The sequence below is a fragment of the Streptomyces sp. H39-C1 genome (assembly GCF_027158125.1).
GTDB lineage: Bacteria > Actinomycetota > Actinomycetes > Streptomycetales > Streptomycetaceae > Actinacidiphila > Actinacidiphila fildesensis.
The window spans coordinates 41,913-60,445 of record NZ_JAPVLS010000009.1 but is presented as its reverse complement, the minus strand read 5'-3'; the positions used below and the strand labels follow the sequence as shown (position 1 = coordinate 60,445).

Annotated in this window: 16 protein-coding genes; 7 read left to right on the top strand and 9 right to left on the bottom strand. The window is 71.8% G+C overall.

Annotated features, from left to right (window positions below; translation table 11 throughout):
* Positions 1-14: 14 nt before the first annotated feature.
* The gene (locus O3W51_RS08465; RefSeq protein WP_138353207.1) at positions 15-506 is read right to left on the bottom strand and encodes a hypothetical protein; all 492 of its coding nucleotides are present in this window, start codon (positions 504-506) and stop codon (positions 15-17) included.
* A 169-nt stretch (positions 507-675) separates the two neighbouring features.
* Between O3W51_RS08465 and O3W51_RS08460 the strand changes: the two genes are divergently transcribed.
* The 3 genes from O3W51_RS08460 (at position 676) to O3W51_RS08450 (ending at position 3,406) form a co-directional block, all read left to right on the top strand.
* Positions 676-1,920: a sensor histidine kinase gene (locus tag O3W51_RS08460; RefSeq protein ID WP_138353208.1), complete on the top strand. Its 1,245-nt coding sequence runs from the start codon at positions 676-678 to the stop codon at positions 1,918-1,920.
* Positions 1,908-2,552: a LuxR C-terminal-related transcriptional regulator gene (locus O3W51_RS08455; protein ID WP_138353209.1), complete on the top strand. Its 645-nt coding sequence runs from the start codon at positions 1,908-1,910 to the stop codon at positions 2,550-2,552. The genes O3W51_RS08460 and O3W51_RS08455 overlap by 13 nt, the downstream gene beginning before the upstream one ends.
* Positions 2,553-2,623: 71 nt before the next feature.
* Positions 2,624-3,406, top strand: a complete 783-nt coding sequence (locus O3W51_RS08450) for a DUF4097 family beta strand repeat-containing protein (RefSeq protein ID WP_138353210.1) — start codon at positions 2,624-2,626, stop codon at positions 3,404-3,406.
* Here the strand turns inward: O3W51_RS08450 and O3W51_RS08445 are convergent.
* From O3W51_RS08445 to O3W51_RS08435, 3 genes are all read right to left on the bottom strand, one after another.
* The gene (locus tag O3W51_RS08445; RefSeq protein ID WP_138353211.1) at positions 3,367-3,999 is read right to left on the bottom strand and encodes a TetR family transcriptional regulator; all 633 of its coding nucleotides are present in this window, start codon (positions 3,997-3,999) and stop codon (positions 3,367-3,369) included. The two genes, O3W51_RS08450 and O3W51_RS08445, sit on opposite strands and share 40 nt — an antisense overlap.
* Before the next feature lie 388 nt (positions 4,000-4,387).
* On the bottom strand, positions 4,388-5,398 hold the full coding sequence (locus O3W51_RS08440; RefSeq protein ID WP_138353212.1) for an aldo/keto reductase: 1,011 nt from the start codon (positions 5,396-5,398) through the stop codon (positions 4,388-4,390).
* Positions 5,399-5,472: 74 nt separating this feature from the next.
* Positions 5,473-6,954 carry an MFS transporter gene (locus O3W51_RS08435; protein WP_244809821.1) on the bottom strand — a complete coding sequence of 494 codons (1,482 nt, stop codon included), beginning with the start codon at positions 6,952-6,954 and terminating at the stop codon, positions 5,473-5,475.
* A 110-nt stretch (positions 6,955-7,064) separates the two neighbouring features.
* Between O3W51_RS08435 and O3W51_RS08430 the strand changes: the two genes are divergently transcribed.
* A complete protein-coding gene (locus O3W51_RS08430) occupies positions 7,065-7,976 on the top strand; it encodes a helix-turn-helix transcriptional regulator (RefSeq protein ID WP_138353214.1) in 912 nt (303 codons plus the stop codon).
* Here O3W51_RS08430 and O3W51_RS08425 read toward each other — a convergent pair whose 3' ends face one another.
* Complete coding sequence (locus O3W51_RS08425) at positions 7,977-9,401, bottom strand: MFS transporter (protein ID WP_138353215.1); 1,425 nt, start codon at positions 9,399-9,401, stop codon at positions 7,977-7,979.
* 104 nt (positions 9,402-9,505) lie between these two features.
* On the opposite strand from O3W51_RS08425, the gene dusB reads away from it, so the two are divergent.
* Positions 9,506-10,648 carry a tRNA dihydrouridine synthase DusB gene (gene dusB / locus O3W51_RS08420; protein ID WP_198357396.1) on the top strand — a complete coding sequence of 381 codons (1,143 nt, stop codon included), beginning with the start codon at positions 9,506-9,508 and terminating at the stop codon, positions 10,646-10,648.
* A gap of 440 nt (positions 10,649-11,088) precedes the next feature.
* Positions 11,089-13,800 (top strand): pyruvate, phosphate dikinase, encoded by a 2,712-nt coding sequence (ppdK, locus tag O3W51_RS08415; RefSeq protein WP_138353217.1) that lies wholly within the window; start codon positions 11,089-11,091, stop codon positions 13,798-13,800.
* Positions 13,801-13,877: 77 nt separating this feature from the next.
* Here the strand turns inward: ppdK and O3W51_RS08410 are convergent, their stop codons facing one another.
* The gene (locus tag O3W51_RS08410) at positions 13,878-14,930 is read right to left on the bottom strand and encodes an LPXTG cell wall anchor domain-containing protein (protein ID WP_138353218.1); all 1,053 of its coding nucleotides are present in this window, start codon (positions 14,928-14,930) and stop codon (positions 13,878-13,880) included.
* A gap of 212 nt (positions 14,931-15,142) precedes the next feature.
* Here O3W51_RS08410 and O3W51_RS08405 point away from each other — a divergent pair, with 212 nt between their 5' ends.
* Positions 15,143-15,955, top strand: a complete 813-nt coding sequence (locus tag O3W51_RS08405) for an HAD family hydrolase (protein WP_187144872.1) — start codon at positions 15,143-15,145, stop codon at positions 15,953-15,955.
* Between the two features lie 49 nt (positions 15,956-16,004).
* Here O3W51_RS08405 and O3W51_RS08400 read toward each other — a convergent pair whose 3' ends face one another.
* The 3 genes from O3W51_RS08400 to O3W51_RS08390 all read right to left on the bottom strand — a co-directional run bounded on the left by O3W51_RS08400 (position 16,005) and on the right by O3W51_RS08390 (position 18,528).
* Positions 16,005-16,919: an oxidoreductase gene (locus O3W51_RS08400; RefSeq protein ID WP_138353219.1), complete on the bottom strand. Its 915-nt coding sequence runs from the start codon at positions 16,917-16,919 to the stop codon at positions 16,005-16,007.
* A gap of 134 nt (positions 16,920-17,053) precedes the next feature.
* Positions 17,054-17,824 carry an alpha/beta fold hydrolase gene (locus O3W51_RS08395; RefSeq protein ID WP_138353220.1) on the bottom strand — a complete coding sequence of 257 codons (771 nt, stop codon included), beginning with the start codon at positions 17,822-17,824 and terminating at the stop codon, positions 17,054-17,056.
* A 62-nt stretch (positions 17,825-17,886) separates the two neighbouring features.
* Entirely contained in the window at positions 17,887-18,528 is a 642-nt protein-coding gene (locus tag O3W51_RS08390) for a PhzF family phenazine biosynthesis protein (RefSeq protein WP_269284983.1), read from the bottom strand.
* Between the last annotated feature and the right edge of the window lie 5 nt (positions 18,529-18,533).

Below are 18,533 nucleotides of genomic sequence, written 5' to 3'. Positions count from 1 at the left end.
ACTGAGCCCCAGCGTCAGCTGGGGGAGTTCGTGCGTGCGGACGCCCGTACGGCCAGTGCCGCGCACAGCGCGGCCAGCGGCAGTTCGAGGCAGGCCGCCATCAGGAGCGCGGATGCGATATCTGCTCCAGGGGCGGCCGTCGTGACGTCGAACCAGGCGTCGACGACCAGCAGCATCGCGGTGGCGGCCGCCGCGAGACCGCGGCGGTGGTCGCGGCGGCGCAGGAGCAGGCCGGTGCCGATGAGGCCGACGGCCTCCAGGGCGTCCAGGCCCACCCAGGCGGTCGACCAGTGGGACGCCTGCGCGGTGTCCGGCAGCGAGGTCGCGAGGATGAACAGCCAGGGGACCAGGGCCAGTCCGAGCGCGATCAGGACGTAGCCGAGCGGTCTGGGGCGGCGCGGCTCCGGCTCCGGGACGGCGTACAACTCGATGATCTCGGCGCCGGTGCCGCCGTGCACGGTGGCGGTCGGACGGATCCGGGTGGCCGGCATCTCCAGGACGGACATGGTGGTGAACTCCTTCCGGACCCGGCGGTCGGGTACGGGAACCAGCCTCGTCGCCGGACCCGCGCAGGTCAGTAACGCCCGGGACCGACCTGTGGTGGTGCTGGCCATACCCCGAGAGCGGACCCCTACGGGATGCACACCGCCCCACCTGGGGCTCTACGGTGAGCTCATGGCATCAACAGGGCCGCTGCGGCGTGCACTCCAGCAGGCCGCCGCATACGCCCCGTGGTCGGCCTGGGCATGGCGGAACACGGCGTTCGTCACGGCGGGCGTGCCGCTGGCCGGGGTGAGCGCGCTGCTGATCTTCGACCTCGTGACGGACTGGCGGTCGGTGATCCTGCTGCCCGCGCTGCCCCTGGTGTGCGGCCCGCTGACGATGCTGCAGCGCAGCCGGTTCTGGTCGCTGCTGGGGCTGACCGTCCCCCGGGTGCCGCGGGCGAGCCCCTGGTACACCCCGCGCGGCGCCTGGCGGTGGCTGCGCTCGGAGGCGACCTGGCGGCAGTTGGGCTACCACCTGCTGGCCGCCCCGCTGGCGGCGGCCGGAGCGGTGCTCGTCGTCTGCTCCTGGGTCGCGGGGATCTTCGGCGCGCTGGTCTTCTCCTGGGTGTGGGCGCTGCCGGCCGAGGACCGGCTGCCCGGCTGGACCGAGCGGTACACGCTCGTCACCGCCGCCGGGGTCGTCCTGCTGCTCGTGGCGCCCTTCCTGGCCGCCGCCGTCACCCGGCTCGACACCTCGGCCGCCGCCGCGCTGCTGGGGCCCAACCGGGCCGGGGAACTGCGGCGCCGCGTCGAGGACCTCGCCGAGAGCCGGGCGGGAGTGGTGGACGCCGCGGACGCCGAACGCCGCCGGATCGAACGCGATCTGCACGACGGCGCGCAGCAGCGGCTGGTCTCCCTCGCGATGAACCTCGGCCTGGCCCGCGCCACCCTCAAGGACCTGCCGCCCGAGGCGCGCCGGGTGATCGACGAGGCGCACCGCGAGGCGAAGGAAGCCATCGAGGAACTCAGCAACCTGGTGCGCGGGCTGCATCCGGCCGTCCTGGACGACCGGGGCCTGGACGCGGCACTGTCGGGTGTCGCCGCGCGGGCGCCGCTGCCCGTCCATCTGAAGGTGGACATGGAGCGGCGGGCGTCGCCCACCGTGGAGGCCGTCGCGTACTTCGTGGTCTCCGAGGCGCTCGCGAACGTCGCCAAGCACGCCCGCGCGGAGCGGGTGGACGTCGAGGTGCGGTGCCGCGGGGACGTGCTGCGGGTGACCGTCACCGACGACGGGATCGGCGGCGCGGACGTGGCGGGCGGTACCGGCCTGGCCGGGCTCGCGCAGCGCGTCGGCTCCGTCGACGGATCCATCGGAATCAGCAGCCCCGCCGGGGGCCCGACCATCATCACTGTGGAGTTGCCGTGCGGGCTGTAATCGCCGAGGACTCGATCCTGTTGCGCATCGGACTGGTCAAGGTCCTGGAGACCGCGGGCTTCGAGGTCGCCGCCGAAGTGGGCGACGCCGAGGCCCTGCTGACGGCCGTCGACGAGCACCGGCCGCAACTGGCACTGGTGGACGTCAGGATGCCGCCCGGCTTCACCGACGAGGGCGTACGGGCCGCCCTGATGATCCGCCGGCAGTGGCCGGACACCGCGGTCCTGCTGCTCTCCCAGTTCGTCGAGGAGCGGTACGCGGCCGACCTGCTGTCGTCCCACGGCGGCGGTATCGGCTACCTGCTCAAGCAACGGGTCGCGGACGTCGAGGAGTTCATCGACGCGCTGCGCCGCGTCGCGAACGGCGGCACCGCGCTCGACCCGCAGGTCGTCGCGCAGCTTCTGCTGCGCCGCAACTCCGACCCGCTGGAGCGGCTGACGCCGCGCGAGCGCGAAGTGCTCTCGCTGATGGCGGAGGGGCGCTCCAACGCGGGCATCGCCGAGCAACTGGTGGTCAGCGAGAGCGCGGTCGCCAAGCACATCAACAACATCTTCGCGAAACTCGATCTGCCGGTGGCGGACGGGGATCACCGGCGGGTGCTTGCTGTGCTGCGGTTCCTGGAGGGGGCGTGACGGTCCCGGAGGGGAGCCCTTCGAATCCCCGGAAGCCCCGCAAGCATCGTGCGGCTTGGTTGGTGGTCGCGGTGATCAGCGCGCTGTTCATCGTGTCGCCGATGGCCGTGGAGACCTGGGCGTACTTCGGCGGGCACCGGCCCGGACCGACGGAGTCGCTCGAGGTCCCGCCCGGGGGAGGGCGGGTCCAGCGGTTGCAGGTGGACGCGGGCAACGCGTCGGTGACGGTGCGGCCCGGTCCTGCCGGTCAGGTGCGGGTCCGCCAGACGCTGATCTGGTCGACGACGAAGCCGCAGGTCAGGAAGGTGTGGGACGGCAGCGTGCTGAAGGTGCAGGCGGAGTGCCCCGGCTGGTGGTCGCTGACCGGCCTGGACTGCTCGGTGAAGCTGGAGTTCGACGTCCCGCCGGAGATCGAGATCCAGGTCGTGGGCACCTCGGGATCCACGGACGTGCGCGGCACCACCGGCCGCCTGGACCTGACGAGCACCTCAGGGTCCACGACCCTGACCGACGTCGGCGGCACCATCTGGGCCCGCACCGGATCGGGCGCGCTCGAGGGCACCGGGCTCTCCTCCCGGACGGCGGACGTGGGGGCGAACTCCGGTTCGCTGGACCTGGCGTTCACCTCGGCCCCGGACAAGGTGACGGCGAAGGTGGGCTCGGGCGCCGTGACGATCGGCGTCCCGCCGGGTTCCCACTACCAGGTGGTCGGGCGCAGCGGGAGCGGGTCGCGGGAGTATGCGGCGGGGCTGGAGGAGAGCACGTCGCCGCGGATCATCGACGCGACGGCGGGGTCGGGGTCGGTGGATGTCGACTATGTGGGTGGGGTACCGGAGGTTCCGGGAGCGTCCTGAGGGCGGAGTCCGGTCAGCAGGAGGTCGCAGACCGCGTCGAAGGCGGTATCGATGCCGGGCTGCGACCACTCGGCCGCGTACACCGGGTCGTGGAAGCGGCCGGTGGCGTCCCAGATGGCGCGGGCGATGGTGGAGGGGTCGGTGGACTCGGGGAGGAAGAATTCGCCGCGTGCGAGGCCGCCGCTGACGATGGTTGAGAGTTGGCCCACGAGGTCCTCGACGTGCTGGGCGACCACGGCGCTGGCCTCGCTCGCGAGTGCCAGGTACGTCGCGAACAGCTCCGGGTCGCCGCCGGCCTTGCGGCGCTTCGCCGCGAACAGCTCCGTCAGCCACTGGCGCAGCCGTTCGGGCGCGGGGTGCGGGGCGGTGGTGATGGCGGCGAGCGTGGCGTGCGACTGGTCCAGCCAGCGCTGGGTGACGGCCTCGCGGAGGGCGGCCTTGCTGGCGAAGTGCCGGTAGACGGTCCCGTGACTGACGCCCAGGGCCCGCGCGACGTCCACGACGGTGGCCTTGGCGGGGCCGTAGCGGCGGAGCACGTCCTCGGTGGCTTCGAGGATGCGGTCGGTGGTGAGCGTCCGGGGCGGGGGCGGCATGGGGGGCCTTTCGGTACGGGGTGCTACGTCCCCAGTGTGGGGGGTGCGGGGACCGGGCCCTCCGGGGGAGGGGTCCGAAATCGTATATTTACGAGCCTGGCGGCTCACAAATACACGGCAGCATTTCGGACCCCTCCCCCTGCGGCCCCGTCCCCCTCACGTCACAACAGGTCCGTCCGGCCCGGCGCCCGAAGTCCGCCGCAGGCGCAATGGTGTGGCAGGGGCCGACGTACTTGCGGGGGTGCGGGTGGTGTCTGTGGCGTGGATTCGTGACGGCGGTGGTGGGGGCACCCCCGGCCGAAGGTTGGGGGAGGGTGGGGATGCCCGCCGCAGGCGCAACGGCGCTGCTGGCGCCGAGGTCACCGCACCACCGCCGGAGGCGGGAGGGCTACTTCTCGCTGTCGAGGTGGGCCATCTGTGCCTGCGGGTAGCGCGCGCCCGCTGCCGCTCCCGCAGGGACCGCGGCCTCGATGGCCGCGAGGTCGGCCGCGTCGAAGGTGACGTCGAGGGCGCCGAGCGCCTCGGTGAGGCGGTCGCGGCGGCGCGCGCCGACGAGGGGGACGATGTCGGGGCCCTGCGCCAGCACCCAGCCGATCGCGGCCTGCGCGACGGTGACGCCCTTGGCCCCGGCGATCTTGCGGAGCGCCTCGACGAGGTCGAGGTTGCGGTCCAGGTTGTCGCCGGAGAAGCGCGGGCTCATGCCGCGGAAGTCGCCGGTGGCGCTGCTCCGGGCGGAGCGCTCGCGGGTCCAGTGGCCGCTGAGCAGTCCTCGGGAGAGGACGCCGTAGGCCGTGACGCCGATGCCCAGTTCGCGGGCGGTCGGCAGGATGTCGGCCTCGATGCCGCGGGAGAAGAGCGAGTACTCGATCTGCAGGTCCGAGATCGGAGCGGTGGCCGCGGCCCGGCGCAGGGCGTCCGCGCCGACCTCGGAGAGGCCGATGTGGCGGACGTGGCCTGCCTGGACCTGGTCGGCGATGGCGCCGACGGTCTCCTCGATCGGTACGTCGGGGTCGACGCGGGCGATCCGGTAGATGTCGATGTGGTCGGTGCCGAGGCGGTTGAGCGAGTAGGCGAGGAAGTTCTTCACGGCGGCGGGCCGGCCGTCGTAGCCGGACCAGCCGCCGTCGATGTCGCGCAGCGCGCCGAACTTGACGCTGATGACGGCCTGGTCGCGGCCCTGGGAGCTGCTGCGCAGGGCGTCACGGATGAGGAGTTCGTTGTGGCCCATGCCGTAGAAGTCACCGGTGTCGATGAGGGTGACGCCGGCGTCGAGTGCGGCGTGGATGGTGGCGGTCGACTCGGCGTCGTCACTGACGCCGTAGAGGGCCGACATGCCCATGGCGCCGAGGCCGAGGGCGGAGACGGAGGGGCCGGTGGTTCCGAGGGTGCGCTTCAGCACGGGGTGCTCCTTGGACGAGGGGGTGACTGAAGCATGGCATATGGAGTGACAGATTTCAATATTTGTCATTCAGTTTAGGAGACATGGCGCGGGAGTCGCAGGCTGAGCAGGATCGTCAGGGCGATCGCGCCGAGCTGCACGAGCAGGGTGATGACCAGGGCGTTCCGCATGCCGGCCGACGGGATCAGGGCGAGGAAGAGGGTGCCGAGCGTCGCCACGCCGAGGGCGAGGGCGGACTGCTGGGTGGTGACCATGACGCCGCTGCCGACGCCCGCGCGCTCGGCGGGCACCTCCGCGAGGACGATGCGGAAGAGCACCGGGAGCTGCAGGCCCTGGCCGAAGCCGGCCACCGCCATGCCCGGGGCGAGGGAGAGGCCGTTCAGGTGCCGCCAGTCGTGCAGGGCCGCGGCGACCAGGAGGAGGAGGCCGAGTGCCTGGATCAGGCCGCCGACCGTGACCACCCGGCTGCCGTACCGCGCGACCAGGCGCGGGCCCATCAGGGAGGCGGCGAAGAACGTGACGGCGAGCGGCGCCATCGCCATGCCGGCCGCGACCGGGCCGAAGGCCAGGCCCTGCTGCAGGGCCACCGCCATCACCAGCATGAAGCCGCCGAAGCCGATGGAGAACGGGACGACGAGCGGCAGTCCGCGCCGGATGCCGGGCAGTTGGAAGAGGCTCGGCGGCACCAGCGGGGTGCGGCCCTGCCGGTCCGCGCGGCGCTCGACCGCGTAGAAGGCGTAGGCCGCGAACGGGAAGGCGGCGAGCGAGATCCAGGTCCACAGCGGCCAGCCGGAGGCGCGGCCCTCGGTCAGCGGCGCCAGCAGCGTCACCAGGGAGACGGCCAGCAGGACGGTGCCCGGGACGTCGATCGGGGTGGGGCGCTCGGAGCGGGTCTCGGGGATGGTGCGGGCCGCCAGGACCAGGCCGATCAGGGCGACCGGCACGTTCACCAGGAACACCGCGCGCCATCCGGTGCCCGCGATGTCGGCGGCCACCAGGACGCCGCCGAGGATCTGCCCGGCGACCATCGACAGGCCGGCCGTGGCGCCGTACAGGCTGAGCGCGCGGGCGCGCCGCGGTCCTGCGGTGGAGGACTGGATGGTGGCGAGCACCTGGGGGAGCATCAGCGCGGCCGCGGCGCCCTGCGCCACCCGGGCGCCGACCAGCGTCCAGGCGTCCGGCGCGAGGCCGCAGGCCAGCGAGGTCAGGCCGAAGGCGGCCATCCCGGCGAGGAAGAGCCGGCGGCGGCCGAACATGTCGCCGAGCCGCCCGCCGAGCACCAGGAGCACGGCGTACGCGGTGCCGTAGCCGGCCACCACCAGCTCCAGCAGGGCCGGTCCGGCGGCGAGGTCGCGGTCGATGGTCGGCAGCGCGACGTTGACGATGAAGAAGTCGATCAGTGGCAGGGCCGCGCCGAGCAGCACGGTGAACAGGCCGAGTGCGGTCAGTACAGGACCGGCCGGAGCGGCGGGGCCCGTGGTGGCCGGGGGAGTGCCGATGCGCGTCACCCGGGGCAGGACCAGGGCGCGGGAGGGGAGGACGGGAGTACGTTCCATTGGGGTCACGTGAGCAACCATGCGCCGGTTTTCAGGGTGGTACCAGAGAGCGTTTATCCAGGTATAAGAACCACCACGCAACTGGCTCCGCGATCCGGCATGCTGGAAGCATGCCTACGACGACGCCCCCCGCGCAGCACGAGTCGGACGCCGACATCAAGCGGCGCGAGCTCGCCTCGTTCCTGCGCAGCCGCCGCGAGCGCATCGCTCCCGAGCAGGTCGGACTGCCGGCGGGGCGGCGGCGCCGCACGCCCGGGCTGCGCCGCGAGGAGGTCGCGGGGCTCGCCGCGGTCGGCGTCACCTGGTACACGTGGCTGGAGCAGGCCCGGGACATCCAGGTGTCCGCGCAGGTCGCGGACGCGATCGCCCGCGCCCTGATGCTCGATCCGAACGAGCGCGTGCACCTGTTCACCCTCGCCGGGGTCGCCGACCCCAGCCCCTTCGCGGACTGCCCCGGCATGTCGGACCAGATCCGTCTGATGCTGGAGCAGCTGGAACCGCTGCCCGCCTTCGTCGCCAACAGCCGGCACGACGTGATCGCGTACAACCGCACCTACGGGCGGCTGGTCGACGATCTGGACGCGCGGCCCTTCGAGGACCGCAACATCATGTGGCTCGCCTTCACCGACCCGGCCTGGCGCGAGGCGCTGATCGACCGGGAAGAGGTGATCCGGCTGATGGCCGCCAAATTCCGGTCGGCGATGGCCGAGCACCTGGCGGAGCCGGCCTGGAAGTCGCTCCTCAAGCGCCTCCAGCAGGCGTCACCGGAGTTCTGCGAGGCGTGGGACCGCCATGAGGTGCTCCAGCCGGACAACCGCTCCAAGCGCTATCTGAACCCGCAGGTCGGGCTGCTCACCTTCGACTTCACCCATCTGTGGCTCGGCCCGCGCTCCGGGCCGCGGCTCGTGACGTACACCCCGGCGGACGAGGTGACGCGTACCCGGCTGCAGCGGCTGTACGAGCTGTGCGGCCCTGCCGCGAGTGACGCGCGGCCCGTTCTCGCGTCGGCGGGCCGGTCGTAGTCAGGAGTTCGTGACCGCTTCGGTCCCGACGGTCAGGGGCGCCGGTTCCCGGAACCGCGCCGCGGCCCGTTCCGCGGTCCCGGCGGCCCAGCGGCCGGTGGTCAGCGTGCCGAGGAGCAGGACGACGGCGCCGCAGCCCGCGATGATCCACCAGGCGGTGGTGTGCAGCCCGGCGGCGATGGCGGCGCCGATCACGGCGACCCCGAGCGACTGCCCGACCTGGCGGCTGGTGGAGGCGACGGCGGCGGCCACCCCGGCCTGCGAGCGCGGCATCCCGGACACGGCGGTGTTGGTGATCGGCGCGTTGACCAGACCGAACCCGATGCCGAAGAGGACGTACGAGGTGAACAGCAGTGTGTTGGAGGACTCGGCGTCCAGGGCCGCGAACATCACACCGCTGATCGTCATCGCCGTACCCGCGAGCACCAGCGACAGCCGTGGCCCCCGGTTGCCGACCAGCCGCCCGGACAGCGGGGCGAAGACCAGGCACATGACGGCCATCGGCAGCATGTAGAGCCCGGCGTCGAGGGCGGAGAGACCGCGGGTGTTCTGCAGGTACAGGGTGTTGAGGAAGAGGAAGCCGCCGAGCGCCGCGAACGCGCTCACCGCTATGACCGTCGCGCCGCTGAAGGGCGCGCTACGGAAGAAGCCGAGCTCGATCAGCGGGTCCACGCGGCGCCGCTCGTAGCTGAGCAGCCCGGCGAGCGAGCCGATGGCGACCGCCAGGCAGCCGAGGATCAGCGCCGACGTCCAGCCCGCGTCCGGCGCCTCGATGATCGCGTACGTCAGGGAGCCGAGCAGGGCGATGACGAACAGCTGGCCGACCGGGTCCACCCGGCGCGGCTTGGGGGCGCGCGACTCGGGCACGTAGCGGGCGGTCAGGGCCAGCGCGAGCAGTCCGACCGGGAGGTTGATCCAGAAGATGGAACGCCAGCCGACGGTCTGCACGAGCAGTCCGCCGAGCACCGGGCCCGCCGCCATGCTGACGCCGACGACGCCGCCCCACACCCCGATCGCGCGGGCGCGCTCCCGGGGGTCGGTGAAGGTGTTGGTGATGATCGACATCGCGACGGGGTTGAGCATCGAGCCGCCGACCGCCTGCACCATCCGGAAGACGACCAGCCAGTTGAGGCTGGGCGCCAGGCTGCAGAGCACCGAGCCCGCGGTGAAGAGCACCAGACCGGTCTGGAAGACCCGGCGGCGGCCGATCCGGTCGGCCGTCGAGCCGGCCAGCATCAGCAGCGAGGCCAGCACCAGCGTGTACGCGTCGATCGTCCACTGCAGACCGGAGACCGAGGCGTGCAGTTCCTTCTGCAGGGAGGGCAGCGCCACATTGAGGATGGTGTTGTCGAGGCTGACCATGAGCAGGCTCATGCAGCAGATCGCCAGCACGAGCATGCGGCGCCGGGGGCTCAGTTCCGGCACTTGGGCCTCCTGGGATCGGCCGTTCTCCGCCCTCGTGGCCAAGGGCACACATATACGTGAACGGTACATCGAAATCCCCGTCCGGCGTACGCGACAATGGGGCCATGACCGCTGACGCCACCATGCCACTTCAGATCGGCCCGCACACGGTGTCGCCGCCCGTGGTGCTCGCCCCCATGGCCGGCATCACCAACGCGCCCTTCCGCACGCTGTGCCGTGAGTTCTCCGGCGGCAAGGGGTTGTTCGTCAGCGAGATGATCACCACCCGCGCCCTCGTCGAGCGGGACTCCAAGACGCTGCGGCTGATCCGCTTCGACGCGACCGAGAAGCCGCGCTCCATCCAGCTCTACGGCGTCGACCCGGTGACCGTCGGCAAGGCCGTCCGCATGATCGCGGACGAGGGCCTGGCCGACCACATCGACCTCAACTTCGGCTGCCCGGTCCCCAAGGTGACCCGCAAGGGCGGCGGCTCGGCCCTCCCGTACAAGCGGAACCTGCTGCGCTCCATCCTGCGCGAGGCGGTCGGCAACGCGGGCGACCTGCCGGTCACCATCAAGATGCGCAAGGGCATCGACGACGACCACCTGACGTACCTCGACGCGGGCCGGATCGCGGTCGAGGAGGGCGTCACCGCGGTCGCCCTGCACGGCCGCACCGCCGCACAGCACTACGGCGGCACCGCCGACTGGGACGCCATCGCCCGCCTCAAGGAGCACGTCCCGGAGATCCCGGTGCTCGGCAACGGCGACATCTGGCGCGCCGACGACGCGCTGCGCATGATGCGCGAGACCGGCGCCGACGGCGTCGTGGTCGGCCGCGGCTGCCTCGGCCGCCCCTGGATCTTCGGCGACCTGGTCAGCGCCATGGAGGGCGGGGACGCCCAGGCCCGGCCGACCTTCAAGGAGGTCGCCGTCGTCATGCGGCGGCACGCCGAGCTGCTCGGCGAGTGGATCGGCGACGAGGAGCGCGGAGTGATCGACTTCCGCAAGCACGTCGCCTGGTACACCAAGGGCTTCTCGGTCGGCTCCCAGCTGCGCCGCAGCCTCGCCGTCTCTTCCTCCCTCGCCGAGCTGGACGAGCACCTGGCCGCCGTGGACCTCGACCAGCCCTGGCCCGAGAGCGCCGAGGGCCCGCGCGGCCGCACCGCGGGCAACAACCGCGTCGTCCTCCCGGACGGCTGGCTGAACGACCCGTACGACTGCGCCGCCGTCAGCCCGGAAGCCGAACTGGACACGTCGGGCGGCTGACGTCCTCGCCGGACGTCCTCGCCGTCCTCGGACGTCCGAAAGGTGAGATGGGGCGTCCAGCGGGGCCTCCGGGACCGCGTGATTCACGCCACGTTTGATGGGGGTTGCGCTCAAATGAGCGCGGATGCATGACTGCATCTCTCCAAAGGATGGCACTCAGTGCCATCCCGGCTTCTCCACTTGATCAACGATTTCTCACGCAGGGTGATCTCTGATGGGTGATCGCACCACGCTGCGCGGTCGTCGATTCGACAAGTGAACGGAATCCGGTGTGGATCACCGGGGCGCGTTACTTTCGATCTAGTGGCAGACGGGTGGTTACGGCCGTCTGATGTGGTGATGGACGTGCTGCAAAGCCTTGGGAATGGGTACGCTCCCCGCCGTCAGGGCATCCCTCCCCCAGACCCTGTCCGGGGGGACCTCACGAGGAGTCGAGTCCCGTGTCGGAACAGGTATCGCAGAAGTTCGTCTACGACTTCACTGAGGGCAACAAGGAACTCAAGGACCTGCTCGGCGGAAAAGGTGCGAACCTCGCCGAGATGACCAACCTCGGTCTGCCCGTCCCTCCGGGCTTCGTCATCACGACCGAGGCGTGCAAGGTCTACCTGGACTCCGGCCACGAACCGGCGGAGCTCCGCGACGAGGTGAGTGCGCACCTCGACGCCCTCGAGCAGAAGATGGGCAAGAAGCTCGGGCAGCCGGACAACCCGCTGCTGGTGTCCGTGCGGTCCGGGGCCAAGTTCTCCATGCCCGGCATGATGGACACCGTCCTGAACATCGGCATGTCCGACGCCTCGGTGGCCGGGCTCGCCGCCCAGGCCGGGGACGAGCGCTTCGCGTGGGACTCCTACCGCCGGCTGCTGCAGATGTTCGGCAAGACCGTCATGGGCGTGGACGGCGAGCTCTTCGAGGAGGCCCTCGAGGAGATCAAGCGCGCCAAGGGCGCCGAGAGCGACCTCGGGCTCGACGCGGCCGACCTCCAGCAGCTCGTGGAGGAGTTCAAGGGCATCGTGCTCAAGGAGACGGGCCGCGAGTTCCCGCAGGAGCCGCGTGAGCAGATGGACCTCGCCGTGCGCGCGGTCTTCGACTCGTGGAACACCGACCGCGCCAAGCTCTACCGCCGCCAGGAGCGCATCCCCGGCGACCTCGGCACGGCCGTCAACATCTGCTCCATGGTCTTCGGCAACCTCGGCCCCGACTCGGGCACCGGCGTCGCCTTCACCCGTGACCCGGCCACCGGCCACCAGGGCGTCTACGGTGACTACCTGCAGAACGCGCAGGGCGAGGACGTCGTCGCGGGTATCCGCAACACCGTGCCGCTCGCCGATCTCGAAGGCCTCGACAAGGCGTCGTACGACCAGCTCATGCAGATCATGACGACGCTCGAAACGCACTACAAGGACCTGTGCGACATCGAGTTCACCATCGAGCGCGGCCATCTGTGGATGCTGCAGACCCGCGTCGGCAAGCGCACGGCGGCGGCCGCCTTCCGGATCGCCACCCAGCTCGTCGACCAGGGCCTGATCGACGAGGCCGAGGCGCTGCAGCGGGTCAACGGAGCGCAGCTCGCGCAGCTGATGTTCCCGCGCTTCGAGGAGGACTCGAAGGTCACGCGGCTCGGCTGGGGCATCGCCGCCTCGCCCGGCGCGGCCGTCGGCAAGGCCGTCTTCGACTCGTACACCGCCGTCAAGTGGTCGCGGTCCGGCGAGAAGGTCATCCTGATCCGCCGCGAGACCAACCCGGACGACCTCAACGGCATGATCGCCGCCGAGGGGATCCTGACCTCACGCGGCGGCAAGACCTCGCACGCCGCCGTCGTCGCCCGCGGCATGGGCAAGACCTGTGTGTGCGGCGCCGAGGAGCTGGAGGTCGACACCAAGCGGCGCCGGATGACCGCGCCGGGCGGGATCGTCATCGAGGAGGGCGACGTCGTCTCCATCGACGGCTCCTCCGGCAAGGTCTACCTCGGTGAGGTGCCGGTCGTCCCGTCCCCGGTCGTCGAGTACTTCGAGGGCCGGATGCACGCGGGCGCCGACGACGCCGACGAACTCGTCCAGGCCGTGCACCGGATCATGGCCTACGCCGACCGGGTCCGCCGGCTGCGGGTACGGGCCAACGCCGACAACGCCGAGGACGCCAACCGCGCGCGGCGCTTCGGCGCCCAGGGCATCGGCCTGTGCCGTACCGAGCACATGTTCCTCGGCGAGCGGCGCGAGCTGGTCGAGCGGCTGATCCTCGCCGACACCGACAGCGAGCGCGACGAGGCACTGGGTGCCTTGCTGCCGCTGCAGAAGGCCGACTTCATCGAGCTCTTCGAGGCGATGGACGGCCTGCCGGTGACGGTGCGCCTCCTCGACCCGCCGCTGCACGAGTTCCTGCCCGACATCACCGAGCTGTCGGTGCGGGTGGCGCTCGCGGAGTCCCGCAAGGACGCCAACGAGAACGATCTGCGCCTGCTGCAGGCCGTCCACAAGCTCCACGAGCAGAACCCGATGCTCGGCCTGCGCGGTGTCCGGCTCGGCCTCGTCATCCCCGGTCTGTTCTCGATGCAGGTACGGGCGATCGCCGAAGCGGCCGCGCACCGCAAGAACATGAAGGGCGATCCGCGTCCGGAGATCATGATTCCGCTCGTGGGCACCGTCCAGGAGCTGGAGATCGTCCGCGAGGAGGCCGAGAAGGTCATCGCCGAGGTGGAGGCCGCCACCGGCATAAACCTCAAGCTGACGCTCGGCACGATGATCGAACTGCCGCGCGCCGCGCTGACCGCGGGCCAGATCGCCGAGGCCGCGGAGTTCTTCTCCTTCGGCACGAACGACCTGACCCAGACGGTGTGGGGCTTCTCCCGCGACGACGTGGAGGCCTCGTTCTTCACCGCGTACCTGGAGAAGGGCATCTTCGGCGTCTCCCCGTTCGAGACCATCGACCGGGACGGTGTCGGCGCCCTCATCCGCTCCGCCTGCGAAGCCGGCCGCGCGGCGCGCCCCGGCCTCAAGCTCGGCGTCTGCGGCGAGCACGGCGGCGACCCCGAGTCCGTCCACTTCTTCCACGAGGTCGGACTCGACTACGTCTCCTGCTCCCCGTTCCGCATCCCGGTGGCCCGCCTCGAAGCGGGCCGCGCGGCGGCGGACCCGTCCGGCAACGACAGCCGGTGACCCCGTAGAACCATCTCCACCCTCACCGGGGGCGGCGTCTCGTGCGGAGACGCCGCCCCCACCTTTTTCCCCTGGGGTCAGTGGCTGCGGCGCCGACGGCGAGAGGTCAGCAGGAGGCCGCCGCCGACCGCGGCGGCTGCTCCGGCCGCGGTGAGCGCGGACCCGGTGCCGGCCCCTCCGGTGTCCGCGAGATGGTCGCCGGGCGCCGTGGTGGGTGCCGAGGTGGGCTTGGCGCCGCCGGTGGCCGGGGACGTGGGCTTGCCGGTCGGCTGCGCCGCCTTGTCGGCGACCTTGACCACCAGCGTGGTCGTGTTGTCGTTGATGTCCGGCTCCGTCGCCGGGAATTCGGAGCTGACGCGGGCCTCCCGGCGCTGCTCCTTACCGAGTGCCGCGGGGTAGACCTTGAAGCGGAAGGTGTAGGTGATCGTTCCGCCGGGCGGCACCGGTGTGGTGGGTCGGCACAACAGGCCGTTTCCCTCGGTGGCGATGCCGCAGGTCTTGTCCCACTTCCCGTAGTACTCCATCTGCCTCGGGTAGTCGCCCGGGCCGCTGGTGAGGATGAACGGGAGGTCGGCCTCCTGGCCGTGATTGGTGACGACCAGCCGTGTGGTCACCGGTGTGCTGCCGGGCTGCACCGGGGTGGTGGGGCCGGTCCACTTGACGCTCCAGTCCGCGCCCGGCTTGACCAGCACCTCCTGTCGAGCGGTGTTGTCCTCCGGATGCGTGTCGACCGCGTCGCCGATGTCGGCCGTCGCCGTGATCGTCAGCCTGGTGCCGACCGGTACATCGTCCGCGACCTGGACGGTCAGACTCTGGCTATCAGGGCGACAGGCGATCTCCCGCTTGTTCGCCGACGTGGGCTCGCACGTACGTTCCACCACGGGAACGTACGTCATGCCCTCCGGCAGGTGCACCAAGCCGCGGAACGTGCTCAGTGTGCCCGACTTCAGGTGCGTGAGGAGATAGAAGTGGAACTGCCGGCCGGGAGCCACCTGCGGGTGGAGGAACTGCATCTGGACGTCGGCGTCCACCGGGCCGGCATCCGCCTGCGCCTCGGCCGCCGGACCGGCCGCCAGCAGCAGCCCCGCGAGTCCCAATCCGGCCAGAATCGCCCTTGTGTGCCGTCCCATCGGTGTCCCCTTCGCCCCGTGAGCCACAGAGCCGAAATGGCCATGTGTTCACTGCAAGACACCTGATGGCCATGGGAAGTTGTACGGGGCGCACCCTTCCCGTGGTCCCAGGAGCCCGTTCTCCCTCGTCGCCCCCCGTCGTTTCACCCCACGCCGCCCTGCCTCCACCTTTCGTCTCCACCCTTTTCCGGCGTATCTGCCATGATCCGAACATGACTGCTTCTCCCTCCCGAACCCCTCCCCGGCTGGTGGCCACCGACCTCGACGGCACGCTGCTGCGCAGCGACGGAACGGTCTCGGAGCGGACCCGGCGGGCGCTGCGGTCGGTGGCGGCCGCGGGCGCCGAGGTCGTCTTCGTGACGGCGCGGCCGCCGCGTTACGTGGACGGCATCGCCGAGGGCGCCGGGCACGAGGGGACCGCGATCTGCTGCAACGGCGCGATCGTCTACGACGTCCCCGGCCGGCAGTTCCTCGACGCACGGCTGATGCCGAACCCCGTCGCGCGCAAGGCGGCGGAGGCGCTCGTCGCGGTGCTGCCCGGCTCGACGCTCGCCCTGGAGACCGGCCACCGCCTCATCAGCGAGCGGGACTTCGGGAAGAAGGACTTCCAGGAGGTGATCGTGGAGACCGCCGCCGAGCTGTGGGAGTCGGACGAGGACATCGTCAAGCTCCTCGTGCACTCGTCGCGGCACCACGCGGACCGGATGATGACCGCGGCGCACGACGCGGCGCTCACCGGCGTCGAGGTCACGCACTCCGGCGGCTCCGGCATGCTGGAGATCAGCTCGCCCGGTGTCACCAAGGCCGGCACGCTCGCCCTGTGGTGCGCGGCCCGCGGGATCGGCGCCTCCGAGGTGGTCTCCTTCGGCGACATGCCGAACGACCTGTCCACCCTGACCTGGGCAGGAGCCGGCTACGCGATGAGCAACGCGCACCCGGACGTCCTGGCCGCGGCGCCGCTGCGGGCCGCCACGAACGATGAGGACGGGGTGGCGCGGGTGCTGGAGGAGCTCTACGGCGGGTAGCACCCGCGCGCAGCGGTACGCGTTCCCCCGGCGCGTCCGATCCCGGGCCTCAGAACTTGTACGTCACACCCGTCAGCTGCTCGGACGCCGTCCACAGCATCTCGCCCGCGCGGTCGTCCTTCGTCCAGGAGGCGCGCCAGGAGCGGCTGGGCGCGCCGCGCCAGCCCTGCAGGCGGGGGCCGGTGAACGAATCGGGGGCCACGTCCGGTGCGGTGGCCGCGTAGAGCGTCGGCAGCGCGCCCGCCGCGGCCGACTGGCCGATGATCCGGTTGCCGATCCCGATGACGCGCTCGGCGCGCCTGCGGCCCTCCAGTTTGGCGCCCGCCGTCTGGAGATTCGTTTCGGCGTAGCCGGGGTGCGCGGCGGCGGCCACGATGTCCGCGCCCGTCGTCCCCAACTGCCGCGCCAACTCGTGGATGAACAGCAGATTGGCGCTCTTGGAGCGGCCGTACGCGATCCAGCGGCGGTAGCGGCGCTCGCTGTTCAGGTCGCCGAGATCCACGTTGGCGATCGCGTGCATCCCGCTGGAGACGCTGACGACCCGGGCCCCGGGTGTCGCGAGCAGCTTCGGCAGCAGCAGGCCGGTCAGGGCGAAGTGACCGAGGTGGTTGACGCCGAACTGCGTCTCGAACCCGTCGGCGGTCTGCGTGTACGGCAGGGCCATCACCCCCGCGTTGTTCACCAGCAGATCCAGCCGGTCGCCCGCGAACTCCTCCGCGAAGGCCCGCACCGACCCCAGGTCCCCCAGGTCCAGCCGTTGGAACACGGCCCGCGCCTCCGGGACCTCGGCCACCAACCGGTCCGCCGCCGCCTGCCCGCGCTCCTCGCTGCGGCACGCCAGGACGACCAGCGCCCCGCGCCGCGCCAGTTCCTTCGCGGCGCAGTACCCGATGCCGCTGTTGGCCCCGGTCACCACGGCGGTGCGTCCGGTCTGGTCGGGGATGTCGTTCGCAGTCCAGCCCATGTGACCGGTTCTCCTCGTGTCGCTGGCCGAAATCCGGATCCCCCGGCGGTCAGCTTAGAGAGCGGGCCGCCGATGCACGAGGCATGTGCGTGACAGGACAAGAACGGCACGTACGCGTGCGGCCTCGCGGCCGGTCAGCGCCCCGCAGCGGGTACCGTTCCGCGCAGGAAGCCGACGAGAAGTTCGGTGACGGCGGCAGGCCGTTCCAGGCTGGGCAGATGGCCCGCCCAGGGCAGTTCGACGTGGCGGGCGTCGGCGAGCAGGCCGGGCAGGGCGGCGGCGATCTCCCGGAAGTCCGTCACGTCATGGGCGCCCGACACGGCGAGGCACGGCGCCGTGACCGCCGCCAGGTCGAACTCGGCCCTGATCGGCTCGAACTCCTCGAGGGCGGCCAGCTGTACGTCGAAGGCGCGCCGCTGCATCCCGCGCACCGCCTCCCGGACGTCCGGCCCGCCCGCAGGACCCACCCAGGTGTCGACCATCAGCTCCACCGCCCCGGCGACGTCCCCCGCCTCCAGCAGTTCGTCCTCCCGCGCGCCGATCGCGCGCAGCCCGGCGCTGACCTCATGTCCGGGAAGCGCGGAACAGAGCAGCGCCAGGGCGCTCACCCGCTCCGGCCGGCGCGCCGCGATCTCCAGAGCGACCCGGCCGCCGGAGGAGGACGCCACCAGCGCGGCCCGCTCGATGCCGAGGGTGTCGAGGAGGTCCAGCACGTCGTCGGCGTTGCTGTACGGCCGGTCCGGCACGGGACTGCGGCCGAACCCCCGGAAGTCGCACCGCACCGGCCGGTACCCGGCGTCGACCAGGTCCGTCCACTGCGCGTCCCACATCCGCCGGTCGCACACCCCGGAATGCAACAGCACCACGGCCGGGCCGTCTCCGGCCACGTCATGAGAAAGAGTCATCCGGCAGACCCTACTCAGCCGCGGTCCGGCCCACCCCTGGATCACCGGCCCCTCGCGCGCCTTCAGCGCACGGCTGCCACCCGGCCGCCCACGTCGATCGTGCCGTCCGGGCCCGGGCGGGTCAGGATCTGGGAGGCGGTGCCCTGGCGGATGTCGAGGGGGCGGGCGAGTTGGGCGGCGAGGACGATCGCGGAGGCGCCGGTCGCCTCGTCCTCGGTGATCGCGTTGCCGCGGCGGGGGAAGCCGCGGGCGCGGACGCGGCCCGCCGCTTCGTCGGCCCAGGCCCAGGCGTAGAGCCAGCCCTCGCCCGGTGGCGGGGAGGGCAGGGCGTCGACCTCGGCGACCGTCGGGTACTGCTCGGTGCGGCGGCCGGGGGCCCAGGCGGCGCGGCCGCGGATCCAGGTGAAGTCGCCCTCCGTCCAGGCGGGGACGTCGCCGGCCGGCGGGCGCAGGAGGGACGACTTCAGGAGCCAGGCGGTGCCGGTGAGGGGGTGGCCGGCGAAGGGGAGTTCCACGCTGGGGGTGAAGATCCGAACGTCGCCGCGCTCCGCGTCGTCGATGAACACCGTCTCGCTGTAGCCGAGTTCGGCGGCGATCGCCTGGCGGGCGGCCGGGTCGGAGGAGCCGGCCGACACCACGCCCAGGAGGTTGCCGCCCCGGCCGTCGGGGCCGATGAACACCCGGAGCACTTCATGATCGGTCATGGGCC